Here is a 20459-nt window from a genome sequence, read left to right as displayed (position 1 = left end):
CCACCATTTGTAATTGTAGTGGTACCTCCTCCTGTTGTACTTACTACAGTAGTAACAGTCGTTGTCGTTCCATCAGGATCTATATTATTTACTGTTAGATCTCCACTTGTGGTTGGTGTTGTTGCATCCTCTTGCACTCCTGTTAAGGTTTCGTTCCCTTGGCTTGGTGCATCATTTATAGGGTTAACTGTTACAAATAACGTATCATTAACACATGCTGCTGGCAGTGGTATTCCAGCATCACATACCGTATAAATTACCGTATCCACTCCATTGAAGTTTGGTGCTGGTGTATAATCTATTGTCGTTCCACCTCCTGTTATGGTAGTTGTTCCGCCTCCTGTTGTACTGACTACAGTAGTAACAGTTGTTGTCGTTCCATCAGGATCTATATTGTTTGTTGTTAAATCAACACTTGTTGTTGCTGGATCATCTTCATTAACTGTTAAGGTTTCGTTCCCTTGACTTGGTGCATCATTTACTGGATCTACGGTTACAAATAACGTATCGTTTACACATTGAGCAGGCATTGGTGTCCCTGCATCACACACCGTATAAATTACCGTATCTACTCCATTGAAGTTTGGCGCTGGTGTATAATCTATTGTCGTTCCACCTCCTGTTATGGTAGTTGTTCCGCCTCCTGTTGTACTGACTACTGTAGTAACAGTTGTTGTCGTTCCATCAGGATCTATATTGTTTGCTGTTAGATCTCCACTTGTGGTTGGTGTTGTTGCATCCTCTTGCACCCCTGTTAAAGTTTCATTTCCTTGGCTTGGCACATCATTTACTGGATCTACAGTGAAAGTAATTACTGCCTGATCACTATTTCCTTCTGGATCAAATAATTCATAAGTAATCGTAGCTGTTCCGTTATAATCGTTTGCTGGATCAAAAGTTACAACACCAGTTGCTGGATTATAGGTCCAAGTTCCGGTTGCATCAGTGTACGTTGTTTGTGTTCCTGGAGTACTAGGATCCAAATCAACTACATACTGACCTACTCCATTTGTTGGCGCTGATGGTGTTCCATCGATATCAGTATCATTTCCTAATATATTAATTGTACCATCTGCCCCATCTTCTAATAAGTTAGAAGTAGCAACATCATCATTAGCAGTTGGTCCACAATTATTAATCACAACAGCTGTTGTAGCAGAAGGGCTAATACAACCAGCTACAGTAGCAGTTACATTATATGTACCTGCATTTAATGCTGTTGCTCCAGTAATTGAAGGATTCTGACTAGTAGATGAAAAGCTATTTGGTCCAGTCCATGCGTAAGTTGCTCCAACAATTGTACTTGCTGTTAAATTGATATCACCTGTAACTGCACAAACAGGAGAGTTACTAGATACAGTTGGTGCTGCAGGAATAGTATTAACTGTTACAGATGTTGTAGCAGGCAAACTTGTACAACCAGCCACAGTCGCTGTTACGGAATAAGTACCTGACATTAAAATAGTAGCACTAGTACTTACAGTTGGGTTTTGACTTGTTGAAGTAAAACTACTTGGCCCAGTCCATGCATAGGTTGCTCCAGTTATAGTACTCGCTGTTAAATTTAATGTTTCCCCTTCACAGATAGGACTATTATTTGTTGCTACTGGTGTAGTTGGAAGTGGGGTTACTGTTACAGTTACTGTACCTGTTGATGTACATCCCAATCCATTATCTCCTGTTACCGTATAAGTAGTTGTAGTTGTTGGGCTAACTGAATGAGAAGCTCCAGCACCCAATCCGTTATCCCATGTATAAGTTGCCCCTCCAGTTGCTGATAAATTTACAGGATCTCCAGCACAAATAGCACCTGGAGTTGCTGTTGCAACAATATTCAATGGATTAGCGACTAAAGGATCTGTATCATTTACATCAAGACATCCATCATTATCATCATCTAAATCTCCAACATTACAAATTCCATCTCCGTCTGTATCTAAACCATCATTAGTAATGTCATTATTTGCTCCTGGGGCAAAATCATTACTTGCTGTTTGTGAACAATCATCACATCCATCTCCATCATCATCAATACAACTTGAAGGATCTAAAGGTGCATTATCTAAATTATCTACAATACCATCATTATCATCATCGTCATCACAATTATCTCCAAACCCATCTCCATCAGTATCTATATTTTCTAGATAATCAAAAACAAAGTTTCCATTTTGATCTAATGGCAAACCATAGCCATCAGACCCAGCAACTGTTCCATCAGGATTATATCCTGTACCATCCACTTCTCCATCTGCAGGAGAAACATCAGTATAACCTGCTTCAAAAACATCTAAACATCCATCTCCATCAGAATCATGATCAATAGCGTTGACTAAACCATCTAAATCTAAATCAAAGTTATCGTTAATTCCGTCTGAGTTCACATCGACAAAACCAGGATAATCTAAATCCAAATAGTTATATATTAAATCTCCGTCGTTATCACCAAAAGGATCATCTATATTCTCATCTACATCAAGGATACCATCATTATCATTATCAATATCTGTTATATCATCAATTCCATCACCATCTACATCACAATCTGGAACAATCATTGCTGTAACAGGAGATGATGCATCCAATGCCCAGAACCAAGTATTTATAGTTCTAATATTCCCAAAATCATCACATAGTAAATTCACTGTAGCGCTACCATCTGAACCAGAGTTTGGAGCTGGAACAACATTCCCAGAACCAGTTCCATCCCAAGCATGCGAAGGTCCTAAGACTCCATCAAGCATACCAGCCTGAGCAGATGTACCAGGAATTACAACTTCAGTATTATTTGTTCCACCTGTACATGTTCCTCCACTAACAGTTAGCAACCTATCATCCCAATATAGAGGTCTATTATTGGTTGCAGGAAATAATCCTGTTACAATTAAACCATTCGTATTTAACTCAGCATCATATAATGGAATATTTGTTCTACCTCTATATATCGTAACAACTACACTTGTTGAAACATTTACAGGAGCTACATTACCTAGACCATCCAGTCCATTCCATGCCATTAGATGATTTCCAGCTGCCAAACCATAATCTTCTAAAACTAAATCGGCTGTTCCTGCTTGATACCCAGGAGTTCCATTTAAATCTAAAAAGATTGATATATCCCCTGCTTCTGCAATCACATATGGAATAAAGTAGTTACCTGGACAACCAAAAATATTAGACGTTATGGCAGGTTGAGACGTTGGTGAAATAGGAAAAATATTCAAATCAGGTTGATTTAGAAATATCTGATATCCATTTGCTAAGGTAGGTGAAACACCTGTAAAGTTATTGGTTGAACGTCTATCATTAGTAAAGTTTCCTGTATTTGAGATCCCATAAAAGTTTGTGGTAATCTCAAAAGCTAAAGGATTAAAACCTGTTTGAAAATCAATTGATAATATTTGTTGATCTTGTGTATAAACAAAAAAGTCAGCCAAAGAAGATCCACCTAGTGCATTATTATAAGTATTATTACCTCCACCATCTACAGCGACTAAGTCAACAGTTGCAAAACTCCACTTTCTACACCAAACACGACCATCAACCTGATTATTAGAAGGATCTGAAACCGTAAAATCAAAAAACGGCATCATAATCTCTAAATTATTTGAAGTTGTTCCTCCATCTGAGCTTCTGTAAATTTCTATATAAAAATCTCCATTAGTTGTTGGATCAAAAAGGAAAGGTGTATATCCAGCTGGTGTTGCTCCTCCAATATTTGGACCAGCAAAAGCTTCATTATAATCTTGGATATATCCCGCACCTGTAGTAGGAATTAATGTTGGACCTGCCACTTGAGTTCCTGCTTGATTATATATTCTATAATAAGCATCAGTTACTACAGCTGAACTAAAATTATCATAAGTCCTAGTGTGAAAACCAAAGTATAAATTTTCTGTAGTATGATCATCAACAGTAAATTGAAGCCTCTGATCTACAGGAGCATTTAAATAAGTACCTCTTGTACTTGATGGCCAAACAACCAAAGCTGTACCATTTGCACTATTAACTGGAGACATTTGTCTGGTTCCCTCTGCTAATACACTAGTAGAAACAAAGAACAACAGCATCAATGAAAGAAGTGAATAGTAATTTCCTTTAACTTTTATTAACAAGTTCATATTAATATATTTTACAATTTTATACGAATTGCTTTATTTTTCATTTAAAAACAAAACAATCCTATTTCAATTTGCAAAATTAGGCCTTAATACTGACTTATATAAAATTCAGGCTATAATTTAGACAAAACACACTTTTTAATCGTTGTACATTGCGTTTTTCTTATTCTTTTCTACAAAACGGAATATTTATTAACAATTAATTAAGATTCTTTGGTCTTTTTTAGTTCAATTAAAAACTGATTTTTATCAGCTTTCACCTTTAACTATCAAGACTTAACGTAAATGGACCATCATTAATCAAGGCTACTTCCATAGCAGCTCCGAAAACACCTGTTTCGACTTTCAAACTACATTCCGCTTTAACTTTTGCAATAAATTTTGTATAAAGCTCAATTGCCTCATTAGGTGCTGCAGACGCAGTAAATGAAGGCCTATTACCTTTTTTAACATTTCCACACAAGGTAAACTGACTAATCAACAACAACTCTCCTTCAACATCTATTATTGATTGGTCTATTCGCCCCCTATCATTTTCAAAGATTCGAAGATTTAAAACTTTTTTTGTTAAATAGTCAATATCCTTTTGAGTGTCGCCTTTTTCAATTCCAATAAAAACTAACAAACCTTGATCGATACTCCCTACAACTTCTGCTTCTACTTTAACAGATGCCTCTTTGACACGTTGAATTAATAATTTCATTAGGTATTAATAGTTTTCAGTCCTATAAATCTCATTTTCATCCTCATTCCACATCATTAAATAATTCTGGTATCTAAATGCTGCTATTTCGCCTTTCTTTACCGCATTAATCACGGCACATTTTGGTTCATTGACATGTTGACAATTATTAAATTTACAATCATGCAAAAACTCCCTAAATTCAATAAAGTAATGCGATAAATCTGCTCTATCAAACTCTACTAAACCGAACCCTTTAATCCCTGGTGTATCAATCAAAAAACCACCCATTTCTAATTCAAACATTTCAGCAAATGTTGTCGTATGCTTTCCTTTATTATGAGAATTAGAGACACTTGCTGTTTTTAAATTTAGAGAAGCATCAATTGCATTTACTAATGTTGATTTTCCTACACCAGAATGGCCAGAAAGTAAAGTCGTTTGATCTTTCATTAACGCTTTAACTTCAGCTACCCCATCCTTATTTATTGCTGAGATTTCTAAACAATTATACCCTATTTTCTCATAAACTCCTCTCCATTCTTTTAGCGTTGCCAATTCACTTTGGGAGTAGGCGTCTATTTTATTAAAAACTATTGTTACAGGTATATGATAAGCTTCGGCAGTAACTAAAAACCGGTCAATAAAACCTGTTGAAGTTGATGGCGAGGCAATGGTTACTAATAATAAAGCTTGATCAATATTACTTGCAATAATATGTGCTTGTTTAGAAAGATTAACAGATTTTCTAATGATGTAGTTATTTCTTGGTAGAATTTCATTAATTATCCCATCACCATTTTCTCTTAACTCAAACACGACCTCATCTCCTACGGCAATAGGATTAGTTGTTTTAATCCCTTTGTTTCTGAATTTTCCTTTGATTCTAACATCATAAAATTCACCTTTATCTACTCTAACAGAATACCAACTACCAGTAGAACGAACAACTACACCTTTTTTTAACTCCATAAATTCACCTAAAAAAGCCCAACTCAAATAAATTAGCCATAAAAACTTATCTTTGTCTGCAAAACTATACAATAAAAGTATATTACTTATGTCTATTTCTATAAAAAATGTCACCAAAATATATGGAGAGCAAACTGCTGTTAACGACATCAGTTTTGAAATCCAATCGGGAGAAATAGTTGGTTTTCTGGGACCAAATGGAGCTGGAAAGTCGACAACCATGAAGATGATTACAACTTATATTCCCCAAAATAGTGGTACGATTTCGATCTGTGGAATAGACACCATAAAAAAACCACTTGAAGTCAAAGAGAAAGTAGGGTACTTACCAGAGCACAATCCGTTGTATACTGACATGTATGTTAAGGAGTATTTGCTATTTCTAGCAAGGCTTCATAGAATCGACACACCAAAAGAACGTGTAAAGGAAATGATACATGCAGTGGGCTTAGACAAAGAACAAAACAAAAAGATAGGAACTTTATCTAAAGGATACCGTCAAAGAGTTGGACTTGCTCAAGCTATGCTTCACAATCCTGAAGTCCTTATTTTAGATGAACCAACAAGTGGGCTAGACCCCAACCAACTTGTAGAAATCAGAGCACTGATTAAATCTTTCGCTAAAGATAAAACGGTATTACTTTCCACTCATATTATGCAAGAGGTTGAAGCCATTTGTGACCGAATCATCATTATTAACGATGGTAATATTGTTGCCAATGATCAAATCAACTCCATAAAAAGTAAAGAAAGTAACAAACAACTCATTAAAGTGACTTTCGATTCTAAAATCACACCAAAAGATTTTACTGACAAAAAAACAAGCGCTAAACATTTTAAAGATAACACTTGGTTTTTTGAAACCTCTAACAAAGAAGATCTTAGGAAACACATTGCAAAAGTAGCTCAAGAAAAAGGCCTTTTAATACTTGAAATGCAACAAGAAAAAGAAGATCTAGAGAGCATCTTCAAAAAACTAACTAAATAAATCAGTTATACTTCAATTTATTTTTTTTACTTTCGCAAAGATTTTTAAGTTTAGTGGAAAAATTTGGCTGATTGCAACCACAAGAAAAAATGCTAAAATTATCTTGATAAGATTTGCAACTTTCAACTTTCTCTAAGCATTTTATAACAACTATTTAAACAACATTAGATAATGTCTTATTTATTTACATCAGAATCGGTTTCTGAAGGTCATCCAGATAAAGTAGCTGATCAAATTTCAGATGCCTTAATTGATAATTTTTTAGCTTTTGACCCTGAATCTAAAGTCGCATGTGAAACATTAGTTACTACTGGACAGGTGGTATTAGCTGGAGAGGTGAAATCAAAAGCTTACTTAGATGTTCAATCAATTGCAAGGGCTGTCATCAACAAAATTGGATATACGAAAAGTGAATACATGTTTGATGGAAACTCATGTGGTGTTTTCTCAGCTATACACGAGCAATCTGCTGATATTAACCAAGGTGTTGAAAGAGCTGTAAAGGAAGAGCAAGGAGCAGGAGATCAAGGAATGATGTTTGGTTATGCAACTAACGAGACTGAAACGTACATGCCTTTAGCTTTAGAAATCTCGCACCTACTTTTAAAAGAATTAGCTAAGTTAAGAAGAGAGAACAAAGATATTACCTATTTAAGACCTGATGCCAAAGCTCAAGTAACGATAGAATATAACGATGATAATAAGCCATCTAGGATAGATGCTATTGTTGTTTCTACTCAACATGATGATTTTGATTCTGAGACCAATATGCTAGACAAAATCAAAGCTGATATTATCAATATTTTAATTCCAAGAGTTAAAGCTTTATTGCCTGCTGATATTCAAGCTCTATTTAACAATGATATTGAATATCATATTAACCCTACTGGTATATTCGTAATTGGGGGACCTCATGGTGATACAGGTTTGACTGGAAGAAAAATTATCGTTGACACATACGGTGGTAAAGGAGCTCACGGTGGTGGGGCTTTTTCAGGTAAAGATCCAAGTAAAGTAGACCGATCAGGAGCCTATGCAACTCGACACATCGCTAAGAATGCTGTTGCTGCCGGTATCGCCGATGAAATTTTAGTTCAAGTTGCCTATGCTATTGGTGTTGCTAAACCTGTTGGTTTATATGTATCAACATATGGTACATCAAAGGTAGATTTAACGGACGGAGAAATTGCTCAAAAATTATCAGAAATTTTTGACATGAGGCCTTATGCCATCGAAGAACGTTTCAACCTAAGAACTCCTATTTATTCGGAAACAGCTGCTTATGGCCACATGGGAAGAGAGACTAAAGTCGTTACGAAAACTTTTACCAGCCCTGAAGGAAAAGAAACAACTTTAGATGTTAAGTTATTCCCATGGGAAGAGCTCAACTTTGTAGATACGATTAAAAAAGAATTTAATCTTTAATATTTTAAAAGCCTTGTCTAAGACAAGGCTTTTTCTTTTATAGACCTTAAGAAATAGTTAATAAGATAATTATCTGTTTTTATTTTCATACCTTTGGTTTTTCTAACCAACAACAATAGATTCACCCAAGATGAAAACATACAACTATCTAGCATGCAGCCTCCTAGGTTTTATTTTTTCAACTTCAAGTAATTTTGCCCAAAATGTAGGAGTTAACACAACAGGAGCCAATCCAGATGCTTCTTCTATCCTTGACATTAGTGCAACAGATAAGGGGATGTTAATTCCTAGAGTAAACATCATTGACTTAAATACTGCTGCTCCTGTAACAACTCCTGCGACTTCTTTATTGGTATACAATACTAATATCACCACTGGAGAAGGCTTTTACTATTGGGATGGGACTTCATGGGTTAATATTACAGATAATAACGGCAATGCAGATGAAGACTGGTATGAGGTAGGTACTACAGCTGACCCAGATGATATAAATGATAACATGTATACAATGGGAAGGGTTTCAATTGGAGTCAACACCACCACTAATGACTTTGAACTGTCTAGTGGAAACGACCCTTCTACATTTAGAATAACAGAAACTAGTGGAACTGATGTTCATTGGGAATTAAGAGCATATAATGTAGCACTAGGCGGAGATAATAACCAATTTAGTATTTGGGGAGGTTTAGATGGGTCTACCCAAACCGACCGTTTTGTTATTGAAGACAATGGTAATGTTGGTATTGGGACCACTAATCCTACTGAACTTTTAGAGGTTTCTGGGGGGACAGGACCTAGTGTTATCAAAATTGAAGCGGATACTGATAATACCACTGAATCTGACCAAGCTTATATCCTAATGGAGCAAGATGGAGGAACAGTTCAGGCTCACCTAGGTTTTGGAAGTACTGAGGCCACAGGAGATATTTTTAGAATTGGAATAAAAAGTACTATTGATCCCACTATAGACTATTCCATGTTAGCTATAAATGGAGGTGTAAATAGGATAGGAATTTTGACTTCAAGCCCTACAGCAAACCTATCTGTTAATGGATCTGCAAATAAAGTTGGAACAAATACATGGACCATTATTTCAGACAAAAACTTTAAAAAAAATATCACCGATTATAATCAAGGACTAGATTTGATTCTTAAAGTTAAAACCCATAATTTCCAATACAACCAGGACCTTTGGGATGTTTTTGGAGAAAATGAGTCTATTAAAAATGAAACCTATCAAGGTATTATTGCACAAGAGCTAGAAGAAATAGCTCCTGAAATGGTCAAACATATTATGGTTGACTATATTGATGATAATGGAAAAAAACAAACACAAGAAATCTTAAATGTAGACACTAACAAATTCACCTATGCTTTAATCAACTCAACAAAAGAACAACAAGCTATTATTGAGAGTCAAGCTTTAAAAATTAAAGAGCTTGAGGAAAGATTAAAGGCTATTGAAAGTAGCTTAAATAAATAAACCACTTTATTACTTACAATGCAACATTTTTTTATTGGTGCTTTAGCCCTAACATTTGCTCAGTTCTGCTTTAGTCAATGTCCAAATACTTTATCTCCAACTCCCCTACCTTTTGTTGAAAATTTTGAAAATTATGCAGACACACTCTCTAATAATGATACGCTTGTCTGTACCCCAACCTTTCTCTGGACATTTAATGCCAGTCATCCAAATGGACGAGCCCTCTGTGGAACAGGCTCACCTGTAAACAATGGTGGAAATGGAGGAGTAACACTTGATGTCAACGGTTTTGGAACCTTTAGTCACAATGAACTTATACTTACCTTAAACCTTTCCACTTCCTCCCTCTCCTCTCCAATCTATTTATCTTTTGATTGTAATAATGTTGCCGATGAAGCTAATATTGAGGACAGGATATTTATTAGAGGAAGCGATCAAGATAATTGGATTGAAATATACGATTGGTCAGTATTACCACAAAACACATGGATCAGTGAAAGGGAAAACATCCAAATATCCAATATCCTATCCAGTAATGGACAAAACTTTTCGTCTACATTTCAAGTTAAATTTTCTCAATATGATAATTACGGTTATTCTTCTGATGGTTTTGCAATTGATAATATAGAAATCGCAGAGATATACTGTACTAAAGCACAAAACACCTCCATATCTTATCAAAACCTGGACTCTGTTATTTTAAACTGGGATGCTGTTCCTGGTGCTAGCTGGAATATTCAATATGGTTTAAAAGGCTTCAATTTTGGCCAAGGAAACTTTATCCACACCAGTAACTCAACTGACACCATTACTCAACTCATGCCCAACAGTGTTTACGAAGTGTATTTACAAAAAGATTGTGGAATGTCTAGTTTAAGTTCTTGGGTTGGCCCTTTAACAATATACACTCCCATAACTAACGACAGTTCTTGTAATGCCATTTTCGTTCCAGCTGATGGCCAAACCATTCATACTCATAATAAAAATGCAGGAATTCAATTTGCCGAAAACTTTTTACTAGGGAACTCCCCTAACAATACCATTTGGTTTAAAACCATTGTTCCTAACTCTGGTCACTTAGTCATTGAAACATGTTTATCTAATTTTAACACTAAGTTAGGGGCATACAGTATTAGTGACTGTAGTGATTTCACTACATTTACTACACATGGAATTGCGAGCTTTTCTTCGCCATCAACTCAAAACGTCTGTAATGCACCTGGTAAAGCCGCACTAGAATTATGTGATTTAACACCACTCGACACTGTCTTTTTTTGGATTGGAAGCTACACCCCTACAATTGAAGATGAGATTCTTTTTTCTGTAGCAGATTATTCCCTAGAAAACACTTCTGGAAATGCTATTTTAGATAGTTTAAACACCTGTATCAATGATACCGTTAACCTGTTTTCAAACATACAGAACTACAGTATTCAAGGAGAATGGAATTATAGCGAAAATCCAAACGCTATTATAGATGACTCTCTTTTAGTAGCTGGAAACATGACTCACAACCATGAAGTGGTAAACTATATCAACACGAATGTCTGTGATGCTGACACTACTCATTTCAACATCATAATTTCCGAAACAAACTATGCAGGAAATCCTATAGAAGACCTAGAGTACTGTAATTCTTCAACGGTTTATTTATTCAGTACATTAAGCGGGCTCATTCAAACTAATGGCACATGGTATGATCACCAAGGGAACGATATTTTTGATGACCAAGTATACTTCTCTAATACAACTACTGGAATACAACAATTTACCTATATTGTAAATAACAATGCTTGCCCAGCTGACTCCGTTTCAATTAGCTTTGACCTATTAGACTGTACCCTAATCTCTGAAAATTCTTCTGAAAGAATCACTATTTCCAACATTGAAAATAAGCTTTTTGAGGTCAGCTCACCCCAAAAAAGCACCCTTAACATCTATGACCTCCAAGGTAAAGCACTTCAATCGAATATAAAACTCTCCCCCTATGAACCAAAAAAGATTGACCTTTCCAATAAACCGGCAGGAGTATACATCCTTATATTTAATGGGCTTCATCAATCAAAAATCAGAAAAGTTGTAACTAAATAAAACAACAACTCATCATAAAAACTATTTATTTCATCAATAGTTTTTTTGTTTTTGTAATAGTTCTGGATAAATTTGCTGTTTAATTAGCACTTTTTTTATGAAAAATTTTATTCAACTATTCTCATTCTTGCTACTACTTATCAATGGGAGCACCTATTCTCAATGTCCATCAGGTCCCAGTTCAAGCTGTAATGGAAATGGTACAAGTTTAAATTTATATTGGGTAGGAACAGATGCATCCAACAACGGAAACTGGAATACTCCATGTTCATGGAGAGTAGGTTCTGTAGCTGGAGTTGAGCCTTGTCAAGCCCCACGTTCAATTGATAATGTTTTTTTCACTTCGGGATCATTTGCTGGTAGCGGAGGTACAACAACCATTACGATCAATACCCAAGCTAGATGTAATAATTTTTACGTTGGTTCTACCATTAACACTCTCTTAGGAACACCTACTTTTACGCTTAACAACCCTGGTTTTTTAGAAGTTTATGGAAGTTTAACGCTTCAAACAAATATGAACTGGAACGTGGTAGGAGGAAACTCTTCTGGACCTGAACTTTTATTCAAATCGACCAATAGTGGAAATACAATTGCAACCGCTGGACATAACTTATCAGCAGTTCAGTTTGATGGGATTGGTGGAGAATGGGCTTTACAGGATGATTTTAATGCAGGAAGTTTGAATTTTGTTTTTGGTCACCTCACCACCAATGACGGTTTTAACGATCACGACCTGAACCTTTTAACTTTTGATTCGGATGTAAAAACTGGTGGAACTTCGACCAATAGAATCTTAGACTTAAACTCTTCCATTGTTACAATATCTGGAACTTCAGGAAACGATAGGTATCCTTACAATACTACAAATGCTCCTAACTCATCTTGGGAAGGTCGAGGTACAACCCCATCAAACTTTAGCTTTAATGCCGGCTCTTCACAAATTATTTTCACAACCACAAGCCCCTTTGTAAGGTTAGGAGGTATGAACTATAATGTCATTAACCACACTGGTACTGGTAGATTCTATGATCATTTTGGTCCTAACCCTTGTAATATTGACACTTTAATCACCAATGGTTATTTATATTTTCATCATGAACATATTTTTAATGTACTTCAAATAAACTCGGTTGGTTTGGAACATAATTTTTTCAGACATCAAACTATTACAGGGGATTTAATTGCTGCAGGAAATCCTTGTAACCCAACTCGTTTTAGAAGTGAATACAACCGACTTTTAACAATGCCTTCATCTGTGAGCGCAGACCCAATGAATGGATTTATTATTGACAACCTAAGGTGTAACGATGGTACTGGAGGGCATACCGTTTCTGGTTTTGGTATAGGAACAACTACAGGGTGGAACATCACAGCGCCAACAGCTAGAGATTTGTATTGGGTTGGAAATACCAATACCAACTGGACTGAACCAACAAACTGGTCTACCTCTCCATCAGGAACACCATTATTAACAGCTGGTGACTGTGCTCCTCTCCAAACAGACAATGTTTTTTTCACTCCAATGGCCAATGGAAAAACTGTCCATCTAAATGCTACTGCTAATTGTAATAACATGACATGGACAATTAGTGCTCCTACAACATTCTCTGGAAGTGCAGCTATTAACGTCTATGGAAATATGCAATTGGATACAGACATAAACTTTACAACCAATGCTACTTTTAACATGAAAGGAGAAGCCAGTAACACAATATTTACAGCGGGGAAAACAATCAATTGGATGTACTTTAGAGACCGTTCTCAATATACACTATTAGATCATTTAAATTTTAATTATGTTTATTTTTTCCGTCAAAATTCATTCAACTCTGGAGGGTATAACCTAACTGGACTTCGACTCTATTTTAGAGGAAGTGGAAGCACAAACCTTAGTAACTCTACAGTTACACTATCTAATAACAACCCATGGTACCTCGCGGGGGGGCAGTCCAACATGACCTACAACTCCAATTCTAATGTAATTTTCACCTCTACTTCTTCAGATGTTTCTATTTATGGATGGGGAGGGAATCCTCATTTTCCAAATTTCACCTTACAAAACGCCAACTCTACACTTAGAATTAGAGACCATTTAAAAAACAGAACTGTAACCTACGATGGAAATGTTACCTTGAATGGTAGTGCTCGTTTTTATGCTGATTTAGGTACTGGAACTACAGATGGTAATATCACCTCACTTACCATCAATGGAGACTTAAATTTAAGTAGTGGAAAAACTTATGAATTTGGAATAACGAACAACCTTACTGTTACTAATACTGTTAATTCAGTTGCTCCTTGTTTTTCTGAACCTATTACGATAAAGGGAATTAATGGTAATCCTTTTAACGCTAACTTCACAGGAGCTATCAATTTTGCTTTTACGTTGATAGGGAATTCAAATTCACTAAACCCTCATACTGTAAGTAACTGTTCAGATTTAGGAGGCAACACCAATTGGACTTTTAACCCACCAGCATCAACTTTCACCTATTATTGGAGAGCCTTAAATGGTAGTGGGAACTCAATATATAGCAACCCTTGGAATACACCTGGCCACTGGACGACTAACCCAGTCAACACTGAAGGAAATGCCACTTGTATTCCAGGACCTTATGACAATGTTGTATTTGACAATTTAAGCTTTAACGGAAGCACTTCAAACATTGCTATTACAGGTGCTATTAGCTGTAACAATATCACAGCTACTGGATCAAACGTCAACCTGACCAACTCTGGACGTTTAATGGTAAATGGTAATGTAGCTTCTGACGGAACTATGTCGACTTCTAATTTTTCTGGAAATTGGGACTTTATTTCAAATACAACAGGTAATACAATTGACTTTGGAGGTACAACATTAGGTAGTGATCTAACCTTTGTAAATTCATCTGGAGCATGGACTGTTTTAAATAACAAACTAGCTACCACTAAAGATGTCTACATCAATGGTGGTACACTAAATACCAATGGACAAAATTTTGAAATGAGGAGGTTTCATAGTTCAAATAGCTCACCTAGAACTTTAAACCTAAGCAATTCAATTGTTAACATTTCTGGAAATGGAAACTATTTAAATCCTAATAGCCCAGGAAACGTTTACACTTGGAATACCATAACCTCTACCAATTTCTCTTTAAACCCTGGAACTTCGGTAATTAATTTTACCAACACCAACAACCCTATTTTATATTCCGGAGCTTTAAATTTACATCATGTTAATTTTACTAGTACAAGCTCTGTAGTGAGTACTTCTCCTATGTTAATAGGTAGCAATATCCAAACTGAATATATGAAATTTGACTGTAGTGCAAGAATTTATGGATCGCACAGTTATGACACTTTAGAATTTACTGCCGGTAACGTTTATCGATTGGAGGGTGGTCAAACTCAAACTTTAAATGCTCCTAATGGTTTATTAATTGCTACTGGGGCACCAGGAAATGAAATTGCTATAAAATCAACAACAACAGGTTCTGTTTCTAACTTCCACAAACTAAACACAGGAGGTTCAATGCTATCTTTTTGTTTTGATTATGTTTCAGTTGAAGACAACCTTGCTTCATCTGATGATCCTGCTTTTAGTTTCTTTACAGGAGTAAATAGTAATAATATCTCTGCTACTGGAATTTGGGATTTTACCAGACCTCTTGTTTTTGCTTCTTCAATTGACGCAGATGCAGATGTAGTTACCTGCCCTGGAGCTAATGAAGATTTAATTTGGAATCTAAATGGTTCTGGTCCTTACATTGTTCAGTATACTATAAATGGAGGAACAGCCACTACAGTTACCATCCCAAATTCAGCTTCTACTTTTACGCTACCTGCTTCACATTATGCAGATGCCACCTATAATGTTACTGCATTTTCTGCCGACAACTGTGGTGTTCCTAGTGCTGGTACAATTATAGATTCTGACGTTCTATATGACGTTCCTAACGTTGCAGACATCGCTCAGAATGGAGATCGAAAATCATGCTTTTTAGATAATGACAATACACTTGTTCATTTTCAAGATGAACTATTTGCACCTCAAAGAATCATCGCTTCTATAAATGATGCTAGTGCTGGAACGGGACTAGGAAATACGTTAGTTAGAGTGAGTATTGATCCTGTAGTTCAGTTTTTCTTCGTACCTCCCCACCATAATTTCCCTTATTTACAAAGGAGATTTGGTATCACACCTACCAACCAAGAATTGGCAACTATTCGACTTTATTTTACTCAAGCTGAATTAAATGCTTTATCTACTGCTTATGGTACAACTCTAGGTGTGAATGATCTTGACGTTACTAAGTTTAGCAACAATGTAATGGATTTCTCTGGAGGATCTAGCTTGATGACCATCACTAGTGCTGGTACAGTTCCTGCATCAGTAACTTCTTCATCAAATGTATTATACTTAGAATTTCAAACGAGTACATTTTCACATTTTGTCATTCACCCCAAATTTGGAGCACCACTTCCTGTAGAACTCACGCACTTTGATGCTCAACCTATTGATAATTCCGTTCATTTATCTTGGACTACCACAACAGAGATTAACAGTGATTACTTTGATATCTTAAGAAGTACTGATGCTGAAAACTGGGAATTTATTGGTAAACTAAATGCCGCTGGTAATAGTTCAATTGAAACTGATTATCAATATACAGACACTGACCCTATTGCTGGAGATTCTTATTATAAGCTTATCCAATATGATTTAGATGGTAACACCAAAGAATACGGACCTAGACATATTTACTTTAAAACTGAACAAATTACAGAGGTATACCCTAACCCTGCTAACAATATCATTCATGTTAACTATCATTTAAATAATTATGATGCTGGTGTTTCTATACAAATTTACAACAGCATTGGACAAATGATTAAATCGATAAACACTACAGGTTTAGAAGGGAATAACAATATCGAAATACCTATTCATGAAATAAACTCTGGTATCTATACGGTTAGAATTCTTAGTCAACACAAGACCATATCCAATAATATTCCATTAATTATTGAAAAATAGAATGTTATTAACTTTACTAAAAAGAGGCGCTTTGCCTCTTTTTTTATGCTTATTTTTGGCACAAATTCGATTAAAATGACGTTAATAAAATCAATTTCTGGAATTAGAGGAACAATTGGAGGTAACATTGGAGATAACTTAACACCTATAGATGTAGTAAAGTTTACTGCTGCTTATGGCCAATGGATACTCAACAACAATTCTGCTAACACGACTACTGTTGTTGTTGGTAGAGATGCTCGTATTTCAGGAGAGATGGTCAAAAACTTGTGTATAGGAACATTACAAGGGCTAGGGATTAACGTTGTTGATTTGGATTTATCAACAACTCCAACTGTCGAAGTTGCTGTTCCAATGGAGAAAGCGCAAGGAGGAATCATCCTTACTGCTAGCCACAATCCTAAACAATGGAATGCATTAAAATTGCTTAATGAAAAAGGAGAGTTTATTTCTGATAAAGAAGGTAAAAATATTTTAGCAATAGCTGAACAAGGGAACATTGAGTTTGCTCATGTTGATGCGCTAGGGAAAGTAAAACAAGATCATTCATATCTTGAAAAACATATCAATGCAATCCTGAATTTACCTTTAGTCAACAAACAATTGATTGAAATGTCTAATTTTAAAATTGTTTGTGATAGTGTTAACAGTACAGGTGGGATTTTTGTCCCTGCCCTTTTAAGAGCTTTAGGAGTTAAAGAAGTTATAGAACTTTATTCTGAACCAACTGGTGAATTCCCACATAACCCTGAACCATTACCAGAAAATTTAACGGAAATTTCTGAAAAAATTAAAGCTACTGGAGCGGATTTAGGAATCGTTGTAGACCCTGATGTAGATCGATTGGCATTTGTGAATGAGGATGGAACCATGTTTGGAGAAGAATATACACTTGTTGCTATTGCTGACTATGTTCTTGAAAATACGAAAGGGAATACAGTTTCAAACTTGTCTTCTACTAGGGCATTAAGAGATGTTACTGAAGCTAAAGGCTGTAATTATCAAGCTGCGGCTGTTGGAGAAGTAAATGTCGTTGCTAAAATGAAAGAAACTCAAGCTGTAATTGGTGGTGAAGGAAATGGTGGAATTATCTATCCTGAACTACATTATGGTAGAGATGCTTTAGTTGGTATTGCTTTATTTTTGACTTACTTAGCTGAATGTGGCACAAAAATGAGCCAAGTTAAGGCCAAATTCCCTCAATATACGATATCTAAAAACAAAATAGAACTAGAACCAGACATGGATGTTGATGCCATCTTAGAATCTATTAAGAATGAATTTGAGGGCAATGAAATTGACACTATAGACGGGGTTAAAATCTACTTTGAAAAAGAATGGGTTCATTTAAGAAAAAGTAATACGGAACCAATCATCAGAATCTATTCCGAGAGCGAAAATGAACAAAAAGCTAATGAATTGGCTTACTCTATAATGGACAAAATAAAAAGTTTAGCCTAAACTTTATTTCTTCTTATATAGCGGAACAGTTGAACACGCTTCACCGAACATCAAAGATTTGGTATAGGGTTTCATTTGTTGAATAACATAAGAATATGCCATTTCAGGAACGGGATAATGGCTACACCCTTTTACGATTACTCGTTTGTCTGTATACTGTGTATAATCAATTTTAGACAAAGCTTCTACAAACATTACCTTTTCAAGGTCTTCTAAGTCCCCTAACACCACTTGATGTGCATAATCCATCAATTCTATGGTAATTAACATGTAAGCCCAACTGGGAATAATAGCATCAGCAGAACAGTTCAAAGCAACATATTGCCCTTTATATTGAGCCCAATCAAAAGCCTTTACCGCTTTTCTAAACTCCTTTTCCTTCACCACTATTCCTTTCCATAAGAAAGGTTCTATATCGACTATAACGCGTCTTCCTTTAGGATAATAATCTTCTAGGTTAAATGTTATCAAGCCACTTTTGGCAACTTTATTTATGATTTCCCCCTCCATTATATTTATTTTTTTTACAAAAAACCTAATTCTAACTTTGCTTCTTCACTCATATAATCATGTGTCCAAGGTGGATCAAAAACAATATTTACAGCTACTTTGTTAACTCCATATACAAACCCTGTTTTCTCTTTAACCTCATTAGGCATTGATTCAGCAACTGGACAATTTGGAGAAGTCAATGTCATCTCTATAGCAACATTAAAATCATCATCTATTTTAATCTCGTATATCAAACCTAGTTCAAATATATCAACAGGAATCTCTGGATCATGTATTGTCTTTAAAACATTGATGATCTTTTTCTCCAATACCTTTTTAGCTTCTGCTTTATCTTTTGGCAACTCCTCGTTATTCTTTTCCTCTACTGCCTTTTCTTCTTTCTTCGAAAACAATCCCATAATTCATTATTTAGATTAATTCTAAAGCAAAGATATACAAAAGATTTCACTCTATAGATATTTTAAAGTACAACATCAACTACTTGCTGCATATCGTCCCAAAAAGAGGGATAGGACTTCTTAACTACTTCTGGAGAATTAAGCTCCATTTCATTAACTTTTAAGACCAATGGAGCAAAAGCCATAGCCATTCTATGATCATTATAAGTATCGATTGGAGCAGTTGGACGCTTTAGCATAGCACGATAGGATAAGCTCGCATAATCGTCTCCTATTTCCAATGATACATTCATCTTCTTTAACTCCTTTTGCAAAGCTAATAACCGATCTGTTTCCTTAATTTTGAGTGTTGACAAACCTGAGAAATAAGCCTTAATTCCTAAACCTGCACATGTACATATTAGAGATTGAGCTAGGTCTGGTGAGTTAATTAGATCAAACTGATAAACCTTATCATAATCGTATTGGACGTTTTTTTGTTTTTTTAAAAGCACCCCTCTTTTATTCCATACAGTTTCTACCCCCAATTGTTGATATATAAAGGTAAGAGCTGTATCTCCTTGTAAGCTATTTTCTCTTAAACCATCTAATTGAATTTCGCAACGATCAGATAAACTAGCCATTTCATACCAATAGGCAGCTGCACTCCAATCAGACTCAACCACATACTGGGTTGAAATATATCTTTGGTTAGGAATAAAATAGCTTCCAGATTTTTCTTCAACTTTTACTCCAAAGTGACGCATTAATTGAATCGTCATCTCAATGTATGGAGCTGACACGACATTTCCCTCCAGTTTTATGTTCAAGCCGTTTTTTAAGTACGGAGCAATCATTAATAAGGCAGACAAGTATTGTGAACTAATTGAGGGATCTATACTAACTTGCTCTCCAAGTAACTTCCCTTTTCTAATTTGTATGGGAGGATACCCTTCTTGATCAAGGTAATGAATTTCTGCACCTAGACTATTTAGTGCCTCAACCAACAATTTAATTGGTCGTTGTTTCATTCTTTCTGACCCCGTTAATTCTACAACTCTATCTTTACTATTAATTGCAAGATAAGCTGTCAAAAACCGCATAGCTGTACCTGCATGGCCAACATCTAGACTCTCTTGTTTTGTTTGTAATAAACGTTTTAAAATTTTGGTATCCTCAGCATCAGAAAGATTCTTCAAACCATTGAACTCCTCTCCTGCTAGTTGATTAATAATCAAGACTCGATTACTCTCACTTTTAGAAGCAGGTAAAGCAACCGTATTTTTTATACTTCCCGTTCTCTTTATTAATTTCACACAACGA

The 20459-nt window shown here is 35.6% G+C and carries 12 protein-coding genes; 6 read left to right on the top strand and 6 right to left on the bottom strand.

The window, feature by feature from the left end; all coding sequences use genetic code 11:
- The 3 genes from N4A35_12945 to rsgA all read right to left on the bottom strand — a co-directional run.
- A partial coding sequence (locus N4A35_12945) for a tandem-95 repeat protein (protein ID MCT4582313.1) occupies positions 1 to 4121 on the bottom strand: 4121 nt, incomplete at its 3' end.
- Positions 4122 to 4383: 262 nt separating this feature from the next.
- Positions 4384 to 4824, bottom strand: a complete 441-nt coding sequence (gene dtd, locus N4A35_12940; GenBank protein MCT4582312.1) for a D-aminoacyl-tRNA deacylase — start codon at positions 4822 to 4824, stop codon at positions 4384 to 4386.
- 6 nt (positions 4825 to 4830) lie between these two features.
- Positions 4831 to 5775: a ribosome small subunit-dependent GTPase A gene (gene rsgA, locus N4A35_12935; protein ID MCT4582311.1), complete on the bottom strand. Its 945-nt coding sequence runs from the start codon at positions 5773 to 5775 to the stop codon at positions 4831 to 4833.
- 88 nt (positions 5776 to 5863) lie between these two features.
- On the opposite strand from rsgA, the gene gldA reads away from it, so the two are divergent.
- From gldA to glmM, 6 genes are all read left to right on the top strand, one after another.
- A complete protein-coding gene (gene gldA / locus N4A35_12930; GenBank protein MCT4582310.1) occupies positions 5864 to 6763 on the top strand; it encodes a gliding motility-associated ABC transporter ATP-binding subunit GldA in 900 nt (299 codons plus the stop codon).
- A 171-nt stretch (positions 6764 to 6934) separates the two neighbouring features.
- Positions 6935 to 8188: a methionine adenosyltransferase gene (gene metK, locus N4A35_12925; protein ID MCT4582309.1), complete on the top strand. Its 1254-nt coding sequence runs from the start codon at positions 6935 to 6937 to the stop codon at positions 8186 to 8188.
- A 130-nt stretch (positions 8189 to 8318) separates the two neighbouring features.
- Positions 8319 to 9671: a tail fiber domain-containing protein gene (locus N4A35_12920; GenBank protein MCT4582308.1), complete on the top strand. Its 1353-nt coding sequence runs from the start codon at positions 8319 to 8321 to the stop codon at positions 9669 to 9671.
- A gap of 18 nt (positions 9672 to 9689) precedes the next feature.
- Positions 9690 to 11762: a T9SS type A sorting domain-containing protein gene (locus N4A35_12915; protein ID MCT4582307.1), complete on the top strand. Its 2073-nt coding sequence runs from the start codon at positions 9690 to 9692 to the stop codon at positions 11760 to 11762.
- A gap of 97 nt (positions 11763 to 11859) precedes the next feature.
- Complete coding sequence (locus N4A35_12910) at positions 11860 to 16785, top strand: T9SS type A sorting domain-containing protein (GenBank protein ID MCT4582306.1); 4926 nt, start codon at positions 11860 to 11862, stop codon at positions 16783 to 16785.
- A 75-nt stretch (positions 16786 to 16860) separates the two neighbouring features.
- The gene (gene glmM, locus N4A35_12905) at positions 16861 to 18246 is read left to right on the top strand and encodes a phosphoglucosamine mutase (GenBank protein MCT4582305.1); all 1386 of its coding nucleotides are present in this window, start codon (positions 16861 to 16863) and stop codon (positions 18244 to 18246) included.
- A gap of 3 nt (positions 18247 to 18249) precedes the next feature.
- Here glmM and N4A35_12900 read toward each other — a convergent pair whose 3' ends face one another.
- The 3 genes from N4A35_12900 to N4A35_12890 all read right to left on the bottom strand — a co-directional run bounded on the left by N4A35_12900 (position 18250) and on the right by N4A35_12890 (position 20452).
- Positions 18250 to 18756: a DUF2480 family protein gene (locus N4A35_12900; GenBank protein MCT4582304.1), complete on the bottom strand. Its 507-nt coding sequence runs from the start codon at positions 18754 to 18756 to the stop codon at positions 18250 to 18252.
- 14 nt (positions 18757 to 18770) lie between these two features.
- Entirely contained in the window at positions 18771 to 19157 is a 387-nt protein-coding gene (locus N4A35_12895; protein ID MCT4582303.1) for a DUF59 domain-containing protein, read from the bottom strand.
- A 62-nt stretch (positions 19158 to 19219) separates the two neighbouring features.
- Positions 19220 to 20452 carry a 3-phosphoshikimate 1-carboxyvinyltransferase gene (locus tag N4A35_12890; GenBank protein MCT4582302.1) on the bottom strand — a complete coding sequence of 411 codons (1233 nt, stop codon included), beginning with the start codon at positions 20450 to 20452 and terminating at the stop codon, positions 19220 to 19222.
- Positions 20453 to 20459: the final 7 nt, after the last annotated feature.

It is taken from the genome of Flavobacteriales bacterium (assembly GCA_025210295.1).
In the GTDB taxonomy this organism is placed as follows: domain Bacteria; phylum Bacteroidota; class Bacteroidia; order Flavobacteriales_D; family Parvicellaceae; genus S010-51.
The sequence above is the reverse complement of the archived record's forward strand: the minus strand, read 5'-3'. Positions and strand labels throughout refer to the sequence as shown.